We start from the raw sequence: 20392 nt of genomic DNA, 5'->3' as shown, positions 1-20392 counted from the left end.
ATGACCGCAGCCGTCTCCACCACCTGTCCCTATTGCGGCGTTGGCTGCGGCGTTCGGGCGACGGTGACCGGCGCGCGGACGGTGGAGATCGCGGGCGATCCCGGCCATCCGGCCAACGGGGGGCGACTGTGTTCCAAGGGCACGCATCTGGGCGAGACGGTAGGGCTGGAGGGCCGGCTGCTGCATCCGATGATCGGCGATCGCCGGGCGACATGGGACGAGGCGATGGATGTCATCGCGCGGAGATTTTCGCACGCCGCCGCCCGTGTCGGCCCCGACAGCGTCGCCTTCTACGTCTCGGGCCAGATTCTGACCGAGGACTACTATGTCGCCAACAAGCTGATGAAGGGGTTCATCGGTTCGGGCAACATCGACACCAACTCGCGCCTGTGCATGTCCAGCGCGGTGTCGGCGCATCTGCGGGCGTTCGGCGAGGACGTGGTGCCGGCCTGCTATGACGACCTGGACCAGGCCGATCTGATCGTTCTGGTCGGGTCCAACACCGCCTGGTGCCACCCGATCGTCTGGCAGCGGATCGAGGCCGCGCGGGCGGCAAGGGGCACCAGGCTGGTGGTCATCGATCCGCGTCGAACGGAAACGGCCGACCTGGCCGATCTGCATCTGGCGCTGAGGCCGGGCAGCGACGTGGCCCTGTTCAACGGTCTGCTGGCGGCTCTGTCTGCGCGCAATGCCCTGGACCCGGCCTATCTGGCCGCCCATGTCGCCGTGCCGGATGGATTCTGGCACCGGGTGATCGCCGACAGCGATCCCGCGCGAACCGCCGCCACCTGTGATCTGCCGCGCGCCGATCTGGAGACCTTCTTCGATCTGGTCGCCGCCTTTCCGCGCACCGTTACCCTGTTCAGCCAGGGCGTGAACCAGTCGACGCAGGGGACGGACAAGGCCAACGCCATCATCAATGTTCATCTGGCCACCGGCCGGATCGGCAAGCCCGGCGCCGCGCCCTTCTCGATCACCGGCCAGCCCAATGCCATGGGAGGCCGCGAGGTCGGGGGCCTGGCCTCGACCCTGGCCGCGCATATGGATTTCGCGGCGGAAAATGTGGATCGGGTCGGGCGCTTCTGGAACGCGCCGCATATGGCGACGGGACCGGGGCTCAAGGCCGTCGATCTGTTCCAGGCGGTCGGCGAGGGGCGGATCAAGGCGCTGTGGATCATGGCTACCAACCCGGCGGTCAGCATGCCCGACGCGGGCGCGGTGAGGGCGGCCCTGGCCACCTGTCCGTTCGTGGTCGTGTCCGACGTGATGGCCGACACCGATACGGGGCGGTTCGCCCATGTGCGTCTGCCCGCCACCGCCTGGGGCGAGAAGGACGGCACGGTCACGAACTCCGAGCGGATGATCAGCCGCCAGCGCCCCTTCTTTCCGCCGCCCGGAGAAGCGCGGCCCGACTGGCGAGCCCTGGCGGACGTCGCCGGCCGGATGGGGCACCGCGCCGCGTTCGGCTGGCGGTCTGTGGCCGAGGTGTTCGACGAACACAGCCGCCTGACCGCGTTCGAGAACGACGGCGCGCGGCAGCTGGATCTGTCGCCTCTGATCGGACTGGACGAGACCGGCTATGGCGCCCTGCAGCCGACGCGCTGGGGATCGGTCCGCGCCTTTGCTGACGGCCGGTTTTCCACCGCCGACGGTCGCGCACGCATGGTCGCGGTGACGCAGGCCCCCCTGGCCGCGAACGCCATGACCCTGAACACCGGCCGCTATCGCGACCAGTGGCACACGATGAGCCGCACCGGTCTGTCGCCGCGTCTGTCGCAGCACCGGCGCGAACCCTTGGTCGAGATCCACCCCGACGATGCGGTTCGGCTGGGGCTGGTCGAAAATCATCTCGCGACCGCGACGACGGCGCAGGGGTGCAGCGTGTTCCGCGTCTCGGTCACCGACGCCCAGCGCCGCGGCGAGGCCTTCGTGCCGATTCACTGGACCGATCGCACCGGCTCCGGCGGCCGCGCCGGATTGCTTCCGGACGCCTCGGTCGATCCGGTCTCGGGCCAGCCGGGGTTCAAGCTCACGGCGATGACCCTGTCCCGGCTGGAGACCGAATGGCGGGCCTTTCTGATCGTGCGCGGGACACGGGCCATCGCGCCCGACTGTGTCTGGTGGGCAGCCGCCGCCGTGGCAGGCGGGCGACTGGTCGAACTGGCCGGCGACGGAGACCCCGCCGTCCTGGAAGCCCTGTTGCCCAACGGCGAGCGAATGACGGCCGTCGATCGGGCGCGGGGCTCCCTGCGGACGGCGGTGCTGAACGAGGGCCGTTTGCAGGGCGCGCTGTTCGTGGCCCGGGGCGGGTCGCTGCCGGGCCGGGACTGGCTGATCGCGCAGTTGTCCGAGGCTGCGGCACCGGCCGGCCTGCTGGCCGGGCGCGCGCCCGGCCAGACCGTGGATCGCGGTCCCATCGTGTGCGCCTGTTTCGATGTCGGGGCCCGAACCATCCTGGCCGCCATCGCGGCCCAGAGCCTGACCACGGTGACCGAGGTCGGCACCGCACTGTCGGCCGGGACCAACTGTGGATCGTGCCGGCCCGCCATCGCCAAACTGATCGCCGCCTGAAAGGACCGCCCATGTCTCGCCATGCCGCAGCCTGTGATACCGGCCCGATCGCCCCCGGCGAGGTCTGGCTGGTCGGTGCCGGTCCTGGGGATCCCGACCTGCTGACGCGTCAGGCCGAGCGGTTGATCCGCGCCGCCGACATCGTCTTCCACGACGCGCTGGTGGGCCCCGGCGTCCTCGCCCTGATCCCCGCCGGTGTCGATCGGGTGACTGTCGGCAAGCGGGCCCGGGCGCATTCAAAGGATCAGAAAGGGATCAACGATCTGCTGCTGGCGGCAGCGCTGTCCGGGCGGCGGGTGGTGCGGCTCAAGGGGGGCGACCCCTCGATGTTCGGGCGGTCGGCTGAGGAACTACGCCATCTCGGGGCCTGCGGCGTCCGGGTCCGGGTCGCTCCCGGGATCACCACGGCCAGCGCGGCCGCCGCCCGCGCCGGGGTCTCCCTCACCCTGCGAGGCCTGGCGCGGCGGATCCAGTTCGTGACCGCCCACGCCCGCGCCGACGAACCGTTGGATCTCGACTGGGACGCCCTGGCCGATCCGGCGGCGACCCTGGGGGTCTATATGGGACGGTCGGCCGCGCCGGAACTCACGCGTCAGTTGTTGTCGCGCGGCCTGTCCGGCGACACACCGGTGCTGGTGGCGGTCAATGTCACCCTGGAGGAGGAGCGGCTGCTGTTCACGCGGCTGGATCTGTTGCCGTTCAGCGTCGCCGCCCTGGCGGAAGATGCGCCGACCCTGCTGCTGATCGGCCATGCCGTGGCGCGACCGGATCATGTCGCGGCCTTCAGCCACGCGAACGCGATGGCCCATGACACGGACGCGGCGGCATGACCCGGCGACTTCTCGGCGCCATCCTCGCGGGCGGCCGGGCCAGCCGGTTCGGGTCCGACAAGGCGCTTGCCCTGTTCGAGCACCGCCCGTTGCTGGACCATGCGATCGACGCCCTGTCGGGTCAGGTCGATGCGGTCGTCGTCTGCGGGCGCGGCCGGGCCAACCGGACTTGCCTGCCGGATCGTCCCGGTCCCGACCTCGGTCCGCTCGGCGGGCTGGCGGCGGCCCTGCGCCATGCGCTGGACCACGACTACGAGGCGGTGGTGAGCGCGGGCTGCGACACCCCGCTGCTGCCCCCCGATCTGGTGTTGCGGCTCCAGTGCGCCGGACCCGTTAGCTATCTGCGCGATCTGCCGATCACGGGGCTGTGGCCGGCGGCGCTGTCGCCAGAGCTGGATCGGTTCATTGCCAACAGCCCGAGCCGGTCGGTGCGCGCCTGGGCCGCCTCGACCCGGGCGGTCGCGATCGATCTGCCGCGGCCGATCGCCAACATCAACACGACGCAGGATCTGTGGCGTCTTGAACGGGCGGGTTGAGGGCCGATGCCTGTGCTGAGGATCAGGAAGGCGACGCCGCCGAACGATCATAGCGGACGCGCGATGACGAAAAGCTCGATGGCAACGACCGGCTCGGATGGGCCGGTTGATGCGGAAGGCCCATGGCCAGCGCCGCCTCTGGCCGATCCCTTCGGGCGTGTGATCGACTATGTGCGGATATCGGAGACGGATCGCTGCGACCTGCGCTGTACCTATTGCATGACCGAACGGCAGAGCTTTCTGCCGCGCCAGGAACTGCTGACGATCGAGGAACTGGGCCGGCTGTGTTCGACCTTCATCGACCTCGGCGCGAAGCGGTTGCGGCTGACAGGGGGCGAGCCGCTGATCCGCAAGGGCTTCATGGACCTGGTCTCCGACCTGTCTCGCCATCTCCAGAGCGGACGGTTGAAGGAGCTGACCCTCACGACCAACGGCACGCAGCTGGCCCGCCATGCCGAGGCCTTAGCGCGCTACGGGGTGAAGCGGATCAATGTGTCGGTCGACACGCTCGACGCCGACGCCTACCGCCGGATCACGCGCGGCGGCGATCTGGCCGGCGTACTGGAAGGCCTGGACGCGGCGCAGGCGGCGGGACTGAAGGTCATGATCAACACCGTGGCGTTGAAGGGCGACAACGCCGAAGCCCTGCCTGCGATGATCGCATGGGCGCATGGACGGGACATGGACATCACCCTGATCGAGACCATGCCGCTGGGGCAGATCGAGGCGGACCGGATGGACCAGTACCTGCCCCTGTCCAGGGTCCGGGCCGAGCTGGAACGCGGCTGGACACTGACGCCGCTCGGCCGGAGGACCGGCGGGCCGGCGCGCTATGTCCGCGTCGGGGAAACGGGAGGAATCCTGGGCTTCATAGCGCCGATGACCCACAGCTTCTGCGAGACGTGCAACCGGGTGCGGGTGACCTGCACGGGGACGTTGTTCCTCTGTCTGGGTCAGGACGACCACGCCGACCTGAAGGCCGTGTTGCGCCACAATCCCGGCGACGATGCGCCGGTGCGAGCGGCGATCCGTGAGGCCATCGCGCGCAAGCCCAGGGGGCACGAATTCGATATCTCCGGCCGAGGGGCCGCGCCGGCGGTGTCGCGACCGATGTCGATGACGGGCGGCTGATGGCTACGGTGCTGATGTTCGACACGCTTGCGGAGTCGGCGGCCCCCGAGCGGACGTCCGACCTGATCCCGACGCGCCATCCCCTGATGCTGAGTTCCGTCGAGGTGTCGGTGGGGCAGCCGCCGGACGGATCAGGACTGGGGATGACGATCGACACGGCGCGGCTGGTCGCAAAGACCGGCGGCGCTTCCGGCGACTGGATGCGGCCATGAACCTGCCGACCGTCGAGGCCGCATTGGCACGGATGCTCGCGCAGGTCGCCCCGCTCGACGCGGAGGATGTCATGCTGGCCCGGACGGATGGACGGAGGCTCGGCGCGCCAGTCAAGGCGGGGCGGGACCAGCCTCCGTTCGACGCCTCGGCGATGGATGGCTGGGCGGTGCGGAGCGCCGATGTTCGGGAGGGCGCGACGTTGCGGATCGTGGGCGAAAGCGTCGCCGGGCGGGGCCTGGATCTAGCGATCGCCCGCGGCGAGACGGCCCGGATATTCACCGGCGCGCCCCTGCCGCCGGGCACCGACCGGGTCGTGATTCAGGAAGAGGTCGATCGTCGGGGCGATATCGCCGTGTTCAAGGCGACGACGAGCGCGTCGCGTCACGTCCGTCGCCGGGGCTGCGATTTCAGAGGCGGCGAGACGCTGCTGGAGGCTGGAACGCGGATGAATCCGTGGCGATTGGCGCTGGCGGCGTCGGCGGGCGCGGCGCTCCTGCGGTGCGCCCGCCGACCGCGGGTCGCGATCCTGGCGACGGGAGATGAGCTGGTCGAGCCGGGCGGGCCGGCCGGCCCGGATCAGATCTACAACTCCGGCGCGCCGTCGCTGGCGGCGTTCGTCGCGCGGCATGGCGGTGCGCCGCAGGTTTTGGTGCCGAGCGGCGACGATCAGGCCGCGATCGCCGTTGCAGCCGCCGCCGCGACGTTCGACGTGCTTGTGACGATCGGCGGCGCTTCGGTCGGCGACCATGATCTGGTCAAACCCGCGTTGCGGGATTTGGGCGCCGTCCTGCATGTCGAGGGCGTCGCCATGCGGCCGGGCAAGCCGGTGTGGTTCGCGACCCTGCCAGACGGGCGGGCGGTGCTGGGCCTGCCGGGCAATCCGGCCTCGGCCCTGGTCTGCGCGGAACTGTTCCTCGCGGCCATTCTCGCGAAACAGCAGGGGGGCGAAGTTGGCGACCGTTTCGAAACGATGGTGCTGAGCGGGATCCTGCCGGCCAACGGGCCGCGCGTTCACTATATTCGGGCCCATTCGGCGCCCGGTCCGGACGGCGTTCGACGTGTGACGCCCTTCGCCAATCAGGACACGTCGCTGGTCACCATCATGGCGGCGGCTAATGCGCTGATCCGACGATTGCCACATGCGCCGGCCGTCGCAGATGGCGAGCCGGTCAGCGTGCTGGCGCCGACGCCTTAAGCTCCTCCCGCCCGCCGGAAATCTTGCACCTCTGAGGGTCCGGTTTCGGGCTCGATTGCAATGTCTGCAAATGGCGCGAACCAGACGGCGGTCCGTTTCCAGGCTGAGGTCCGCCCACCACCCATCTCTGATGCCTAGGACGTCCGCTTTTCGGACGGCTCACCCTCACCACACCACCCGCCGACAGGCGCGCGATCGCGGTCATGCCAGACTACTACGCAGCGGCGCGCGCGGGTGAGTTCGCAACGGTCGACCCGATGCTGAAAATGAACCCGGAAGGCCCCCAGTGACGATGCGAGCAGTCATTGCGGAGCGCCTTGGAGCCCACGACCGAAACGCGCAGGCATGAACTGACCCACTTGAGGGACGGGCCTGCGAACTTCGTTCTGCTTCCTCACAGGCGGAGCGTATGGAGGCGGCCGCAGGTGCCTATCCCGGAACGCTCGCACTGCGTCAGCCGGTCGTCGGTCGACCAGTTCGTCGCACACGGCGCGACACCTCGCGTTGCTCTCCATGTCCTCATGCATAACGACCTAGGTTCCAGATCTGCGCCGAAGGCTTTGGGCAGCACGCGGTCAGCACTGGCTCCATGGCAGCGAGGGGCCGTCTGCCAGCGCCGATGGATAACCGCGCGGATGCCGACGAGCTGCGCAACGTCACTCTCGACCCACACGTCCATTTTCGGTCGAATGAGTTTCGACGTGCCGCCGAAGCGCATCCACGAATAGGGGTACCTTCGCAGAGAGGTTGCGATGGGCGGGATAGACTGCGTGGACATCGACCGTCTCGGTTTCGAACGCGGGCAGGAGCCGAACCAAGCGGCCGTCATTGACAAAAGAACGGGCGAGGAAATCGGGCAGACGCCCTATGCCCATGCCGCCCAACAACAAGATTTGCAGGACGGCCGGTTCAGGGACGACGCTTCCAACCGCGATTGATATGCGATAGGTCCCGCCATCCTGCGAACTGAACGCCCATTCGCTCGGCTGATCGATCCATCCGAGAAGCGAGTGTCCGAGCAGGTCGTTTGGAACATTGGGCGTACCCCGCTCAGAGAGATATGCGGGGCTCGCAACCGGCCAGAGCTGGATCGTCCCGAGTTTGCGCGCCATGAGGTCGGAGTCCGGCATCCGTCCGATGCGAATGGCGACATCGACATCCTCGCGTCCAAGATCGATGACGCGGTTCTCCGTTTCAAGCACGACCCGAAGGTCCGGGTAACGCTGGATGAACCCTGGCAGCATCGGCGCAACGAGCCCCAACGCAAAGGTGACGGCTGCGTTGACGCGGAGGGTCCCCCTTGGGGCGCCGAGAAGACCTTCAAGCGCAGAGCCCGCCTCGTCGACATCGGCCAGGATCCGCCGTGCATGCGGCAGGAACAGTTGACCGGCGTCCGTCAGGCGCAACTGTCGTGTATGGCGTTCGATGAGGACCGATTCAAGGCTCTCCTCGAGGCGGTTGAGCGACCGGCTGACCGTGGACTTCGGCGCGCCGAGAGCGCGAGCGGCCGCGGAAATCCCTTGCTCCTCGGCGATGCGAACGAAGGCGCGGATATCGACAAGCTCCATGGCACCATCGTTCCAGATTGGGAACGCTATGTCCAGATTTGGCTGCCTAGTGCATTCGTCTGCAACGGACGATCTTGGTTGGACAAACAGGGAAGACCACCATGACCAACCCGATCATTCTCATTACCGGCGCCACTGGAAATCAGGGGGGTGCCACGATCCGCGAGCTGCTTCGTCGTGGGGGAAACTGGCAGCTGCGCGCGCTGGTTCGAAACCCTACGGCCCCCAAGGCCCTGGCTCTGGCTTTACAAGGCGTCGACCTTGTTAAGGGTGACCTTGATGACGCCGGGTCGATCCGCGCGGCCTTGTCGGGGGTCTATGGCGTACTGGCCGTCCAAACGCCGATGGAGCAGGGGCCTGCGGGCGAGGAGCGCCAGGGCAGGTTGCTGGCGTCGCTGGCTGCCGAGGCCGGCGTGCAGCACTTCGTCTACTGCTCGGCCGGCGGCGTCGATCGCGACAGCGGCGTCCCGCATTTCGAAAGCAAGCGCGCGATCGAAGCGCACATCCACAAGCTTCAGCTTCCTTCTACGATCCTTCGCCCAGCAGCCTTCATGGAGATGTTCGATGGCTTCGCATTCCGCATCACCATGCTGTCGATGATGCGGACCTATCTCAAACGCGACCAGGCGATGCAGCTCGTCTCGGCGCGCGACATCGGTTGGTTCGCCGCTCAGGCTTTTGATCACCCCACCGCGCACATCGGCCGGGCGATCGAGATCGCCGGAGACAGCGTGACCCGGGCTGAGGCCATCAAGTCGCTGCGCCGAGCGGGCCGTCATTCGGTGGTCTCCTTCACGATCCCCGTCTTCATGAGGTCGCGTCTCCCCGAAGATTTCCGCCTGATGTTCGAATGGATCGCGCGCGAGGGATTTCGCGGCGATCTCGCCCAACTCCGAAGTGAACATCCGGGTCTGCTGACCCTGTCGGCTTGGTCGACCCTGCCGACCCCCGAAGCCTAGTCCCGATCATCAGGAGCACCCCATGACAGCGGTTCAACACACGCAGGCCAACGCCCGGATCGTTCTGATCGGGGGGACGGGCGACCTGGGGCTGAGGATCGCCCGGTCCCTGGCAGAGCGTGACGCCACGGTTCTGGCCCTGACCCGGCAAGGCTCCGACACCGGTCCTCTGACGCAGACCGGCACCGCTATCCGCGCGGTCGACTTCGCTGACGCATCCCTGCTGCGTGAGTCCATGAGCGGCGCGACCTGTGTCGTCTCGGCGGTGAATGGTCATGAGGACACCATCATCGACCTTCAGGGTCGTATCCTGGAGGCCGCCGTTGCGGCGGGCGTCCCCCGCTTCGTTCCCTCCGACTATTCGCTCGACTTCACTCGGACCCGGCCGGGGCGAAACCGCAACCTCGACCTTCGGCGGCGCTTCATGGCCCAGGTCGACAAAGCCCCGATCCAGGCGACGTCGATCCTGAACGGGGCCTTCGCGGATTTGCTCGCCGGACAGGCACCGATCGTCCTTCCAGGCCCCGGTCTTGTCCTGCACTGGGGAAGTCCGGACCAGAAGCTCGATTTCACTACCAAGGACGATGTTGCGGCCTATGTCGCCGCCGTGGCCCTGGATCCAACAACACCTCGGATCCTGCGCGTCGCAGGCGACAGCGTGAGCCCGCGCGAGCTTGCCGGGACCATGACGCGCCTGACGGGTCGACGCTTCCGCCTCCTCAACCCGGGCGGGTCAGCGGTGTTGAGCACCATGATCGCCCTGACCCGAAGGCTGGCCCCCCAGCCGGATGCCGTGTTTCCGGCATGGCAGGGGATGCAGTATCTGCGCGACATGATGGACGGGAGTGGTCACCTGCGTCCTCTGGACAATGATCGCTACCCGCGGCTCCGTTGGACCCCGTCGCAAAAGGTGCTGGCCGACGTCGTTTCCAACACCTCGCCAAGCTGACGGCAAAAGACGCGGGGCCGGCACCACGCTCTTTTGCCGAAGCGGTCGCAGGATTGGCGTCCAACCCCGCTCCGTAGAGACTTTGTCCTAATGAGGGACGTTGGGCATCCTCCGGCCATGCGCCGCATAAAGGGTCTCGGCGCGGCAACAGGCGGCGGCCGGTTTCGAGCGCCTTCTTCGCGACGGCCGGTCAGACGCCGCGTGCCCTCGCGAAGGCGCTCGGCGATCCGCCAAAGGTACGCTTGAACGCCGCGCTGAAGGCGCTTTCCGATTCATAGCCGACGGAAGGCGCGACCGTTGCAATCGACACTCGGCCGGTGGCCAGCCGATCCGCGGCCAGCATCATCCGCCATCGCGTCAGGTAGTCCATCGCAGGCTCGCCTACCGCCGTCTTGAAGCGTACGGCGAAACTGGACCGCGACATGCCGGCGATACGCGCCAAATCCGACAAGGCCCAGCGTCGCGCCGGTTCGGCATGCATGGCCGCAAGGACCGGGCCGATCTGCCTGTCGCCGAGCGCGAACAGCCAGCCTGCATGCGCTCCTCGGCGCTCGGCAAGGTGCAGCCGCAGCGCCTCGATCAGAAGCGTCTGGGCCAGATGACCCGCGATCAGGGTGCCGCCAGGCTGCGGATCGCGCAGCTCGCGCATCAGCCTTGCGATCAGCCAACCCAGTTCGGCCCGCGTTTCTTCCGCCCGGATATGAAGGATGGGCCGCAGAACACCGAGCAGCAGCTCCGTGTGAAGACCAGTGAAATCGAAGAACCCCCCGACCCCCATGCAGTCTCCGCCGCCATTGAGGACACCCGTCTCACCCGCCGGAAACGAGGGGAAGAACCGGTAGGCATCGGTCGCGGGCGCGTCGGCAGCGCTGTAGAGTCTGAACCCGCTTCGTCCTGGAAGAAGCACGAAATCTCCGGGCACGAGCCGGGTCGGAGCGCCCCCGGCATCCAAGGCGATCGTGCAGTACCCCGCATGAACGGCGAAACATTTGACGCCCTCGGCGGACGGAAAGGTGAGGGACCAGTCTCCGCCGGCGTCGAGACCGCGAAAACCGTAGCTGTTCGGCTTCATCAGGCCGAGCACATCAGAAAGGGGATCCATGGGAGTCCTGGACGCTGACAACGATGATGCGGATGTTCCAGCATGGGCCGTCCAATGCCACGCGTCTATCGTCTCATCAGCGCCGACCTTGGTGCCCCAGGAGATGACCTTGTCCGACAACACCGCCCTTGTGATGACGTCGCCACGATCGCCCTTCAGCGTGGCGGTCGTGCCCCATCCGCATCCGGGGCCTGATCAGGTCGTGGTCCGCGCCCGGGCCGTGGCGGTGAACCCCTTCGACCGTCTCATCCAGACCGCTGGCGACATCATGACCCCCTTCTTGCGTTACCCGGCCGTCGTCGGCATCGACGTCGCAGGAGAGGTGACGGCGATCGGTGCCGATGTGACGCGGTTCCAGCTCGGAGACCGCGTCGTCGGCTTTGCGGCGGGGACGGACAAGACCCGCAATCAAGCCGGCGAGGGGGCGTTCCAGACCTTTGTGGTGCTGCTGGAGCACATGACGTCCCCCATCCCTCCCTCCCTGTCCTTCGAGGACGCCGCGGTGCTGCCCCTCGGTCTAGCGACCGCCGCGAGCGCGCTTTTCCAGAGTGACTATCTGGCGCTCCATGCCCCGTCCGCGCGTGCCGAAGCGAGAGGCCAGACCCTGCTGGTCTGGGGGGGATCGACCAGTGTCGGAACCAATGCGGTCCAGCTGGCCGTGGCCGCCGGCTACGACGTCATAGCGACGGCATCGCCGCATAACTTCGCTCTCATGAGGACGCTCGGTGCCACCGCCGTGTTCGACTACAGGGACCCCGGCGTCGTCCACGATGTGGTCTCGGCCCTGCGGGGCCGAACCGCTGCCGGTGCGATCGCGATCGGTCCCGGGTCGGCCTCCCCCTGCATCGACATTCTGGGAGCCAGCCAAGGCAACCGCTTCGTCGCCATGGCGACCCCTGCGGCGTCCTTTGACCAGGTTCGGGCCGGGCGCGGTCATCGGCGAAGCCTCGTCCCGGCGATCGTTCGCATGGCCGCCGGCAGCGTCTCGCTGGCCCTGCGAGCCCGACGCAACAAAGTCGTCGCGAAGATGATCTGGGGCAGCACCCTTGTTAGCAACGCGGTCGGCCCCATGATCTTCCAGGACTTCCTGCCCTCCGCCCTGGCCCAAGGTCGCTATGCGGCCGCGCCTCGCGCCGAGATTGTCGGGACCGGTCTGGCCGCCATCCCGACGGCCCTCGAGCGGCAACGCCGGGGCGTCTCGGCCACCAAGCTGGTGGTCAGAGTGTAAGCGAGGTGACGTGCGGCGTAGGTCTCGCCCGATTTGACCTGCGAGGACACTGGCTCTGGCCATTCTCTTTGTGGTCCAAGCGCTCCGCCGTCTCATGCGGATTCGAAGGTGCGATCGTCATGCGCAGGGTGCCCCCGCTCCGGTCGCGACACGGTCGTCAGACCGTGACGGTGCGGCGCGCCGACCACGCCTGCAGGCTCATGTCACCAGCATCCCGATGGCCTGCGCGCTTAGCTGAGCCCGTACGAGCGTTGCCAGCAGCGCTCGATAGCGGCCGGATCACATAGGTGAGGCCCTAGCCGACCTCTATTTTTGCACTCGCGGATGAACACCTCCCTGGAGGCCCCATGATCGCATTCATCGGCATCTTCGTGAAACCAGCAAAGAGGCCTTGGGTCGCTCACGAACAGGCAAGTCGCCGGGCTCGCGCACCTTGCTCTCCCAAAACAAAAGTACGCTTACACCGTTTCTAAGCAAGCCTCTCCTCGGACCTAACATCAGTGTACGTTGACGGACTTATCTTATCTATCAGAGAGGAACCTTTGTCGTCATTGCATTTGATGTCAGAGTTTAGCAGTGTCAACGCGTGCATTATTGCACCGTCGATGGGAGTTGGACCGTGCCGTCTTATGTTTTTCAACTGCGCGCCCGGTCGAGCCAGGCCGCCCAATCGGAGACCGTCGAGGCGGTCGACGACGAAGAGGCACAGGACCTTGCATTCTTACGCCTGAACCTAAGCCAGGCGTTCACACAGGTGCAGGTGGAGAGGGCAGGACGCGAGATCTTTCGGCTCACGCGAGCCAGCTAAGCTTTCGTGCCTCGCGAGTTAAGACGACATAGGCGTAAAGGCCGCGCCGGATCCTTCGGCCGGCCCAAGCCTAGGGGTGCGGATCGAGACGGCGGCTGACCTTGCCGTAGCATTCGCAAGCTTGAGTTTTCAGCACAGCACGATCGCTGATGATGATCCGCCCGCGCCCCTGTCTTAGCGCTCCCAGCATGGATAGGTGTTTGAATGATGCCACGACCGACGAGCGACGCACGCCGAGCCAGTCGGCCACGTCGCTCTGCAGCACGGGTAGCTCGCTCTTGCCGGTGCGATCCTGCGTTGTCAGAAGCCAGCGCGCGAGGCGCGGCCCCAGGCCATGGCGCAGGTGGCATGCGGCATTGACGCTGGCTTCGATCTGATTCTGATGTGTCAGTACCCAAAGCAGGTTCATGAGCGGCGGACTTTTTCGGCAACGTTCTCTCAGGACATTCGCCGGCAGTTTCCATGCCTCTCCGCCGATCTGAACGGCGAGTTCCCGCCCTATTGGCTCTTCGGCCAGAAAGGCGGCAAGGCCGGTGATGCCGTTGCGGCTCACCGTGGCAGCCTGAACGCTCTTGCCGTCCGAGAAGCGGACGGTGTTGCCGAGCTCAGCCGCAATCGGAAAATACACGACATCCACATCGTCTCCGGCCCTCATGAGCGTGTCGCCTTGAGCCAGGTGGCAGAGGACGACGTGGGACTGGAGAGCCGCCCTATCATCGGGCTCCATCGCCTGCCACGTCCAGTTTCCCGCCGGTTCATTTGTCATCGCGCGCGCTCGCTCTACTTATGGGAAAGCTTTGCAGTTGCCGCACGGTTCTGCAAGTTGCTGAATTTGCATTGGTTGGGTTTGCCTCAGCCAGCGACTACGTCCTCAAACCGTCGCGAAGTGCCAAGACCCGGCGCGCGCCGTCGATCAGAACCTGCGACCGGAGGAGGGCGATCGGCGTCAGGCTTCCGAAATGGAGCGGGCACCGGACACTTGGAACACCTGTCGGGCTGTCGCTTAAAAAATTTCCCCAAGGCAGCTCGCCCGTTCCTTCAAAGCCATCATCTTGCCCTCGGCGCTCGGCGCTCGGCGCTCGGCGCTCGGCGCTCAGCCTCGGCGGTGGCGGTGGCGGCCGGCATTCGTCCCCCCACTCCTATGCCGACATGGCCGAGGGCTTCTCGCCGTGACCACGCTCCGGAGGTCACTCGGCGGCGGGTCGCGTGGGTCGCCCCGTCGGCATGGCGTCCGGATATCGGTCGAGGAGAGCGCGCGTGACACCGTTGGTCCAGCCGAACCCGTCCTGGAGGGGATACTCGCCACCGCCGCCGGGGCGCTGGGTCTCCACGTCGTATTTCTCGAGCATCTTCCCTGTCTCTCGGTAGACGCGGTCGACGGTCGCGATCCAGCGCGTTGCGATCCTGCGGGCGGGTTCGTGGTGGCCGTAACGATCGAGCCCCTCTACAGCCACCCATTGTAGCGGGGCCCAGCCGTTCGGGCGGTCCCATTGCTGGGTTGTGGTCTGCGTGGTGGTTCGAAGTCCGCCCGGCGCGATCAAGAGGGCCTCTGTCAGGCGCGCCGTCTGCTGGGCCTGATCGTCAGTGGCCAGGCCGGCGAACAGGGGGTAGAGGCCCGCTGCCGAGATGCTGGGGGTCATGCGGCCGGTGCGGCGATCCCAGTCGCCGAATCTGCGTTCGGCACGGCTCCAGAGGTATCGATGGATGGCCCGTCGCCGTTCCGCCGCCAGGCCTTCGAAGTCCCGGACGCAGGCTCGGTCCTCCAGAGCCCTACAGTGGGCCGCGATTTGACGCTCCAGCGACCACAACAGGCTGTTGAGGTCGACCGGCACGATCTCGGTCGTATGGACGGTCGCCAGGGACTGCGGATCGTCGAACCAGCGCGAACTGAAGTCCCAGCCGCTCTCGGCCGCCGATCGCAGGTCGCGGTAGACCTCGGGGGCTGGCCTGCCGGGGGCGGTGCGGGCGGTCTGTAAATCCTCGGCCCAGGATTCCTCTCGTGGCGTGTCCCGCGCGTCGTGGTAGCGGTTCAGCAGAGCGCCGTCCGGCATGCGCACAACATGATCGCAGGCCCCCGTAGGCTGCACGCAGCCCACGCCGGACATCCAGTAGGCGTGTTCAGCCTGCATGGCGTGAAGCTGCCGCCCCCGGCTCGACGCGTCGGTTCTCTTTGACAAGCCGACCATCAGCCCGAAGAAGGGTGGCTGAGATCGGCCGAGATAATAGGTGCGCGCGCCATTGGGGATATGGCCGTGATCGGCGATCAGCGCCTCGAAATTCTCGAGCATCGACTCCAGCAGGGCATCCTGGCCGTCTGCCCTCAGTCCCAGCATGGTGAAATAACTGTCCCAGTAATAAATCTCCCGGAACCGTCCACCGGGGACGACGTAAGGTGCGGGCAGGGCCAGGGCCGAGGAACCGGCTGCGGGCGATAGCGGCGGCCGCGTCAGCAGTGGCCAGAGTTCGCCGATGTGCGCCTTGATGGGAAGGCCCGGCGTGATGGCCGTCGCGTCGTTGGCGGGATCGTTCGTGGGCAGGATGAAACGCACCTCGACGAAGCGGCGCAAAGCCCCGGGATCGGTCGGTCGCTCCCGCTCATAGTCGGCCATGATCTCGTCGACCGGGTAGAGCGGCGTCGCGTCCACGAAGGTCTTGCCGTCCGGGAAGGCCCGCTCGGTCTGGACAGCCTCGAACAAGGGGCCATAGAGGTCGGCCGGCGTCGGCACCCGACTTTGGGCCCCGGTCAGGCATAGGAGAGCGGTGCCCGCCACGAACAGCCGGCGGAAAAAGGGGGTTGAGACGGGCATGAAGCATTCCACCAAGCGAGGTCAGGCCGAAGATTGACGCTCCCGTCAGCGTTTGCAAAGGTTTGTAGCCTTGATAGGGTGAGGGGGCGAGGGTCGCCTGGCCAAACCCGGAGGAGGCATGACGAACAGCATGGGCGATCGTATTCGCCGTATCGTCATACTCGGCGGCGGCACGGCGGGCTGGATGACGGCGGCTGCCTTGTCCAAGACCCTGGCGCGTGACGTGTCCATCACCCTGCTGGAGTCCGACGACATCGGGACCGTGGGCGTGGGCGAGGCGACGATCCCGACCATCCATTGGTTCAACGATCTGATCGGGCTGGACGAGGAAGATTTCGTCCGGGTGACCAAGGCGAGCTTCAAGCTGGGAATCGAGTTCGTGGACTGGACCCGTGCCGGCAGTCGCTATCTGCATCCGTTCGGCACCTATGGCGTGCCGGGCTCCGGGCTGCCGTTTCATCAGCGGTGGCTCAAGGCGCGGAACGACGGACTGGAGCGACCGCTGCGGGACTTTTCTCTGGCGTCACAGCTGGCCCAGCAGAATCGGTTCGCCAAGCCTGTGTCCGACCCGCGCTCGATCCTGTCGACGCTGGGCTATGCCTGGCATTTCGACGCCAGCCTCTACGCCGGATATTTGCGCAGCCTGTGCACGCGGCGTGGCGTGACCCGCGTCGAGGGTCGAATGGCAAACGTCGAGCGCGATGGCGAGACGGGGCGGGTAAGCGCCCTGACCACCGACAAGCAGGAGCGGCTGGAGGGTGAGCTGTTCATCGACTGCTCGGGTTTCCGCGCGCTGCTGATCGCGGCAGAACTGGGTTCGGGATTCGAAGACTGGTCGCACTGGCTGCTCTGTGACCGGGCGGCCGCTGTGCCGTGCGAACGGGTGGCTGAAACCACACCGTTTACCCGCTCAACCGCGCGGACGGCGGGCTGGCAGTGGCGCATTCCGCTGCAGCACCGAACCGGCAATGGCTATGTCTATTCGAGCGCCCACATCAGCGATGACGAGGCGGCCGCCACCCTTCTGGCCCATCTGGACGGAGCCGCCCTGGCCGAGCCGCGCCTGCTGCAGTTCAAGGCGGGTCGGCGCAAGACCGTTTGGTCCAAGAACGTCGTCGCCATCGGCTTGGCCTCAGGCTTTCTGGAGCCGCTGGAATCGACAAGCATTCACCTTATCCAGAGCGGCATTGCCAAACTGCTGTCGCTGTTTCCGGACCGGCATGTCGATCCCGCCCTGGCGCGGCGTTTCAACCTCCTGTTCGAAGCCGACATGGACAATATCAAGGACTTCCTGATCCTCCACTATCATGCCAACGAGCGGGTCGGCGAGCCGCTGTGGGACCATTGCCGAACCATGCCGATCCCGGACACCCTGCAGGCGCGGATCGATGACTACCGGCGATCGGGGCGGCTGATGCTGGGGAGCGACGATCTGTTCCGCGACGCCAGCTGGCTGGCGGTGCTGAACGGTCAGGACGTTGTGGCCGAGGGCTTCACGCCCCTGGCGGACCGACTGGACGCTCAAGTGAACCGGGAGCAGCTGGAGCAGCTGGCGCAGCTGATCGAGCGTGCTGCGCCGACCCTCCCCGCCCATGACACCGTGATCCAGCAGATCCTGGCCAGACAGCCGGTCGAGGCGCTGGCGGCGGCCGGATGAAACAACCCGAGATTCGCGCGCGGCGGATCGGCCGGGAAGGTACACCCATCGTCGTGATCGACGGGTTTTCGCAGGATCCTGAAGCGCTTCGAGACCTGGCGCGGGACCGCAGCTTCGTGACTGCGGCGGACCACTATCCCGGGGTCAGGGCCGTTGTTCCGGCCGACTATATGAGCGCACACGGCCCTATCCTCGCGCCCGTGCTCAAAGAGGTCTTTGGCGGGACCGGGTCGGTGCGGGTATTGGACATGGTCTATGGGATCGTCTCGACGTCCCCCACCGACCTGACGCTCGTCCAGCGCCTGCCGCACGTCGACGCGATGTCTCCCGACCGGATCGCCCTGGTCCACTATCTGACACCGGGACGAAGCGAGGGCACGGCCTTCTTTCGCCATCGGGTGACCGGGTTCGAGTCGATCGATCCGGCGCGGGGCGAGGCCTATCTGGCCGCGCTCAACGCCGAGGCGCAGGAAGGCAGGGTCCCTAAAGAGGGCTATGTCTCGGCCGACACGGATCTATTCGAATGCATCCACGTCGTTGAAGCAAGGTTCAACCGCGCGGTCGTCTATCGCAGCAATATGCTGCACAGCGGCGCGATCACCGCTGACACGCCCCTGTCCCCCGACCCGGTGCGAGGTCGCCTGACCATCACCGGGTTCCTGTCACTGTCGTGAAGGCGGCCGGGGGGCGTACGGCCAGATAGACTGTGCTCCACAGCTGGGCAGCGTTCGATTCGTCGACGTCGTCGGCCGCTGCTCCGAAGGGTGCGACCTGATAGCGGCCGTCGGCCCAGGTCCAGGACCAAAGCTCGGAGTTGCGGACCTGGTTCCCGGCCTGGATCACCGTCCAGAGGTCCGTCTGCGCCTTCACCAGTCGGTCACGGGTTGGCGGGGGCAGGTTGGCACGGGCCAGTTGGCGCTCGAGGCCGGCCGCGAGCAAGGCCTGCTGCCAGGACCAGATCACGGCCCCATGATATTCCTGCGGGCTGAAGCGCGCCTCGACCGTCGCGTCGGCCTGGGCCGGGTTGGCGACCAACAGACCGACGTCCGTCATCAGACCGGCGGGGAATGGTCGCATGATGGATTCGACGGCCAGATCGAGTTGTTCAGGGCCCGGATCCGCGAACAGAAGATCGAACCCCTCGTCGGAGTTGATGATCGGCACAGGCTGGCCCTGGGCATCGAGCGCTATGCCGTGAAAACGCAAGGCCGCCTCGCCGAGACTGGAAAGGGCGGCGTCGACCGGAAGACCCAGGGTACGGCCATAGTCCGCGATTTCGGACCGTGCGCTTGCGGCAGGCGTGGTGATCAAGAACATGCCGGGCACCCGGTCTCGCCAGATCGTGGCGGCCTCCGTCGCTTGCGCCAGCGCCCGGCGATCCGCATCCGTCAGATACGGATCCAACATCCCCGAAGAGAAAAGGTCCGACGCGGTCAGAAGCGCTGCCGGCACGAAGACCGCATTGACGTCGTAGGCATAGCGGCCCCGACCGATGCCTTCGTTGCTGTCGCGCCACTGGCCCGCCATCCGATCCGGCTTCAGGCTGATGAGGTTGGAATAGACGGGGTCCGCCGCGAAGGGCGCGGCTTGGGCGAGAACGAAGCGCAGATTGCGGACGAGGGCCTGGCCGACGGTCTCGGATCGGTCCGGCTCCGATTCCCTGCGAAGGGGCTGCGCCAGGAAAGCCTGAGCCGAGGCCGGATCGGCCGAGTCCAGAAGATAGGCGCGCGCGACCGGGGCCAGCATGAAGTCGTCATCGACCATGGCGTAGTCGAGGATCGCCGCATCGCTCGCCGGTTCGCCCTTGTCGCGCCGATCCACCAGGGCGAATTCCGACAGGCCCTCCTCATGGGCGACCTCGCCGTCGGCGTTCAGGCGGGCCAGGACCGACTCCAGCCCGGCCTCGACCGCGTGCGGCTGGAGTGCGGGCATCAGCAGCCGCAGGGACATCAGGGTGTCGCGGCCGAAATAGGTGTTGAAGCGCCAGGACCCGGCCAGGAACTTCTCGTCGTAGCTCAGGAAGGTCAGGGCCTGGCGCGCCTCGGTGTCGTCGGCGGCCTTGTCGTTCAGGAGGTCCGCCTCGACCAGGGGCGTCAACGGCGCATCCCCGGTCAGGGCCACCATCTCCAGCCGGATGCGACCATCAAGTCCGGCAATCAGGGTCTGGCCGTCCATGCGGCCCTCGGTCACCCGAATATCCAGCCGGTAACCGGGCGCCCCATCGATGCGGTCGCGGGCGAAGACGATCCTGTCGCCGGTGACTGTGACCGTCGGCTCCAGCCCCTCCGGGACCTTGGCGATGGCTTCGTAGTCGCGCAGGAACCGGACGTTGGAAAGGACTGCCTTGCGGACCGTCAGGCGCTGAGCGTCGATCGCGATGTCGGCGCGGATCCCGTGGAGCACGCGACCCTCGGCATCGGCGATTTCCGTCGGCACCGGATCGGCCAGAAGCGTCCACTGGGTGGACGCCTCCAGGCGGTCGAACCAGAGCCCTACGCCGCTGTTGCCGGCGGGAAAGGCGGCAATGATCCGGGGGTCGACGCCCGATCGAAGGATCAGATGGGCGGCCACGGGTCCCTGGCGCACGAAGGCGTTCAGGTTGCGGCCTTCCTGAACCTGATAAGCGAGCTCCGGGCGCGCAGTCTGGGCGAAGGCCGTGCCGGACCCGTCAAAGGCCAGAAGACAGGCCGAGGCCACGGCGGCCAGAACAGTGGCTTTCATTCTGTAATCCTATGCTCGCACGACGATGACCGACATGCCGATTCCGAGTCAGCGGCGGCGACGCGCCTGAACTCCTAACCGGCGTCCCGCCGAGGCTGCCGGTTGAACCCGGCAGGA

16 protein-coding genes are annotated in these 20392 nt (G+C 66.8%); 11 read left to right on the top strand and 5 right to left on the bottom strand.

From position 1 onward, the window contains the following. The 6 genes from BZG35_RS16780 (at position 1) to BZG35_RS16755 (ending at position 6476) form a co-directional block, all read left to right on the top strand. Complete coding sequence (locus BZG35_RS16780; protein WP_077357433.1) at positions 1 to 2571, top strand: nitrate reductase; 2571 nt, start codon at positions 1 to 3, stop codon at positions 2569 to 2571. Between the two features lie 11 nt (positions 2572 to 2582). Then, on the top strand, positions 2583 to 3401 hold the full coding sequence (gene cobA, locus BZG35_RS16775) for a uroporphyrinogen-III C-methyltransferase (protein WP_077357432.1): 819 nt from the start codon (positions 2583 to 2585) through the stop codon (positions 3399 to 3401). Continuing rightward, the gene (locus BZG35_RS16770) at positions 3398 to 3937 is read left to right on the top strand and encodes a molybdenum cofactor guanylyltransferase (protein ID WP_077357430.1); all 540 of its coding nucleotides are present in this window, start codon (positions 3398 to 3400) and stop codon (positions 3935 to 3937) included. The genes cobA and BZG35_RS16770 overlap by 4 nt, the downstream gene beginning before the upstream one ends. A 78-nt stretch (positions 3938 to 4015) precedes the next feature. After that, on the top strand, positions 4016 to 5068 hold the full coding sequence (gene moaA / locus BZG35_RS16765) for a GTP 3',8-cyclase MoaA (RefSeq protein ID WP_216351866.1): 1053 nt from the start codon (positions 4016 to 4018) through the stop codon (positions 5066 to 5068). Further along, a complete protein-coding gene (locus tag BZG35_RS16760; RefSeq protein WP_077357426.1) occupies positions 5068 to 5280 on the top strand; it encodes a cyclic pyranopterin monophosphate synthase MoaC in 213 nt (70 codons plus the stop codon). The genes moaA and BZG35_RS16760 overlap by 1 nt, the downstream gene beginning before the upstream one ends. Beyond that, the gene (locus tag BZG35_RS16755) at positions 5277 to 6476 is read left to right on the top strand and encodes a molybdopterin molybdotransferase MoeA (protein WP_077357424.1); all 1200 of its coding nucleotides are present in this window, start codon (positions 5277 to 5279) and stop codon (positions 6474 to 6476) included. Before BZG35_RS16760 ends, BZG35_RS16755 begins: the two co-directional genes overlap by 4 nt. Positions 6477 to 7132: 656 nt before the next feature. Here BZG35_RS16755 and BZG35_RS16750 read toward each other — a convergent pair. Then, entirely contained in the window at positions 7133 to 8044 is a 912-nt protein-coding gene (locus BZG35_RS16750; protein WP_077357422.1) for a LysR family transcriptional regulator, read from the bottom strand. Positions 8045 to 8145: 101 nt separating this feature from the next. On the opposite strand from BZG35_RS16750, the gene BZG35_RS16745 reads away from it, so the two are divergent. Together BZG35_RS16745 and BZG35_RS16740 are read left to right on the top strand one after the other, a co-directional pair. Then, a complete protein-coding gene (locus BZG35_RS16745) occupies positions 8146 to 9003 on the top strand; it encodes an NmrA/HSCARG family protein (protein WP_077357420.1) in 858 nt (285 codons plus the stop codon). A 22-nt stretch (positions 9004 to 9025) separates the two neighbouring features. Further along, on the top strand, positions 9026 to 9952 hold the full coding sequence (locus tag BZG35_RS16740; RefSeq protein ID WP_077357418.1) for an NmrA family NAD(P)-binding protein: 927 nt from the start codon (positions 9026 to 9028) through the stop codon (positions 9950 to 9952). 190 nt (positions 9953 to 10142) lie between these two features. On the opposite strand, the gene BZG35_RS16735 is transcribed toward BZG35_RS16740, so the two are convergent. Beyond that, the gene (locus BZG35_RS16735; protein WP_077357416.1) at positions 10143 to 11054 is read right to left on the bottom strand and encodes an AraC family transcriptional regulator; all 912 of its coding nucleotides are present in this window, start codon (positions 11052 to 11054) and stop codon (positions 10143 to 10145) included. 109 nt (positions 11055 to 11163) lie between these two features. Here BZG35_RS16735 and BZG35_RS16730 point away from each other — a divergent pair, with 109 nt between their 5' ends. Continuing rightward, on the top strand, positions 11164 to 12282 hold the full coding sequence (locus BZG35_RS16730; RefSeq protein ID WP_150126082.1) for a zinc-binding alcohol dehydrogenase family protein: 1119 nt from the start codon (positions 11164 to 11166) through the stop codon (positions 12280 to 12282). An 878-nt stretch (positions 12283 to 13160) separates the two neighbouring features. Here BZG35_RS16730 and BZG35_RS16720 read toward each other — a convergent pair. After that, positions 13161 to 13727 carry a Crp/Fnr family transcriptional regulator gene (locus BZG35_RS16720; RefSeq protein ID WP_171981998.1) on the bottom strand — a complete coding sequence of 189 codons (567 nt, stop codon included), beginning with the start codon at positions 13725 to 13727 and terminating at the stop codon, positions 13161 to 13163. A 550-nt stretch (positions 13728 to 14277) separates the two neighbouring features. Then, positions 14278 to 15897, bottom strand: coding sequence for an alpha,alpha-trehalase TreF (gene treF, locus BZG35_RS16715; protein WP_077358241.1), 1620 nt, complete (start codon positions 15895 to 15897; stop codon positions 14278 to 14280). A 118-nt stretch (positions 15898 to 16015) separates the two neighbouring features. Between treF and BZG35_RS16710 the strand changes: the two genes are divergently transcribed. Then, positions 16016 to 17554, top strand: coding sequence for a tryptophan halogenase family protein (locus BZG35_RS16710; RefSeq protein ID WP_216351865.1), 1539 nt, complete (start codon positions 16016 to 16018; stop codon positions 17552 to 17554). Then, on the top strand, positions 17551 to 18228 hold the full coding sequence (locus BZG35_RS16705) for a DUF6445 family protein (RefSeq protein WP_077357408.1): 678 nt from the start codon (positions 17551 to 17553) through the stop codon (positions 18226 to 18228). Before BZG35_RS16710 ends, BZG35_RS16705 begins: the two co-directional genes overlap by 4 nt. Here BZG35_RS16705 and BZG35_RS16700 read toward each other — a convergent pair. Next, on the bottom strand, positions 18203 to 20275 hold the full coding sequence (locus BZG35_RS16700) for a hypothetical protein (protein WP_077357405.1): 2073 nt from the start codon (positions 20273 to 20275) through the stop codon (positions 18203 to 18205). The two genes, BZG35_RS16705 and BZG35_RS16700, sit on opposite strands and share 26 nt — an antisense overlap. Between the last annotated feature and the right edge of the window lie 117 nt (positions 20276 to 20392).

This window comes from Brevundimonas sp. LM2 (assembly GCF_002002865.1).
Classification (GTDB): Bacteria; Pseudomonadota; Alphaproteobacteria; order Caulobacterales; family Caulobacteraceae; genus Brevundimonas.
Note: the sequence above shows the minus strand (reverse complement) of the source record. Positions and strands in the feature narration are given on the sequence as shown.

Excerpts from the sequence above, each read along its gene's own strand:
- BZG35_RS16780 (WP_077357433.1), top strand. The coding sequence starts at position 1 with ATGACCGCAGCCGTCTCCACCACCTGTCCCTATTGCGGCGTTGGCTGC.
- cobA (WP_077357432.1), top strand. The coding sequence starts at position 2,583 with ATGTCTCGCCATGCCGCAGCCTGTGATACCGGCCCGATCGCCCCCGGC.
- BZG35_RS16770 (WP_077357430.1), top strand. The coding sequence starts at position 3,398 with ATGACCCGGCGACTTCTCGGCGCCATCCTCGCGGGCGGCCGGGCCAGC.
- moaA (WP_216351866.1), top strand. The coding sequence starts at position 4,016 with ATGGCAACGACCGGCTCGGATGGGCCGGTTGATGCGGAAGGCCCATGG.
- BZG35_RS16760 (WP_077357426.1), top strand. The coding sequence starts at position 5,068 with ATGGCTACGGTGCTGATGTTCGACACGCTTGCGGAGTCGGCGGCCCCC.
- BZG35_RS16755 (WP_077357424.1), top strand. The coding sequence starts at position 5,277 with ATGAACCTGCCGACCGTCGAGGCCGCATTGGCACGGATGCTCGCGCAG.
- BZG35_RS16750 (WP_077357422.1), bottom strand. The coding sequence starts at position 8,044 with ATGGAGCTTGTCGATATCCGCGCCTTCGTTCGCATCGCCGAGGAGCAA.
- BZG35_RS16745 (WP_077357420.1), top strand. The coding sequence starts at position 8,146 with ATGACCAACCCGATCATTCTCATTACCGGCGCCACTGGAAATCAGGGG.
- BZG35_RS16740 (WP_077357418.1), top strand. The coding sequence starts at position 9,026 with ATGACAGCGGTTCAACACACGCAGGCCAACGCCCGGATCGTTCTGATC.
- BZG35_RS16735 (WP_077357416.1), bottom strand. The coding sequence starts at position 11,054 with ATGGATCCCCTTTCTGATGTGCTCGGCCTGATGAAGCCGAACAGCTAC.
- treF (WP_077358241.1), bottom strand. The coding sequence starts at position 15,897 with ATGCCCGTCTCAACCCCCTTTTTCCGCCGGCTGTTCGTGGCGGGCACC.
- BZG35_RS16710 (WP_216351865.1), top strand. The coding sequence starts at position 16,016 with ATGACGAACAGCATGGGCGATCGTATTCGCCGTATCGTCATACTCGGC.
- BZG35_RS16705 (WP_077357408.1), top strand. The coding sequence starts at position 17,551 with ATGAAACAACCCGAGATTCGCGCGCGGCGGATCGGCCGGGAAGGTACA.
- BZG35_RS16700 (WP_077357405.1), bottom strand. The coding sequence starts at position 20,275 with ATGAAAGCCACTGTTCTGGCCGCCGTGGCCTCGGCCTGTCTTCTGGCC.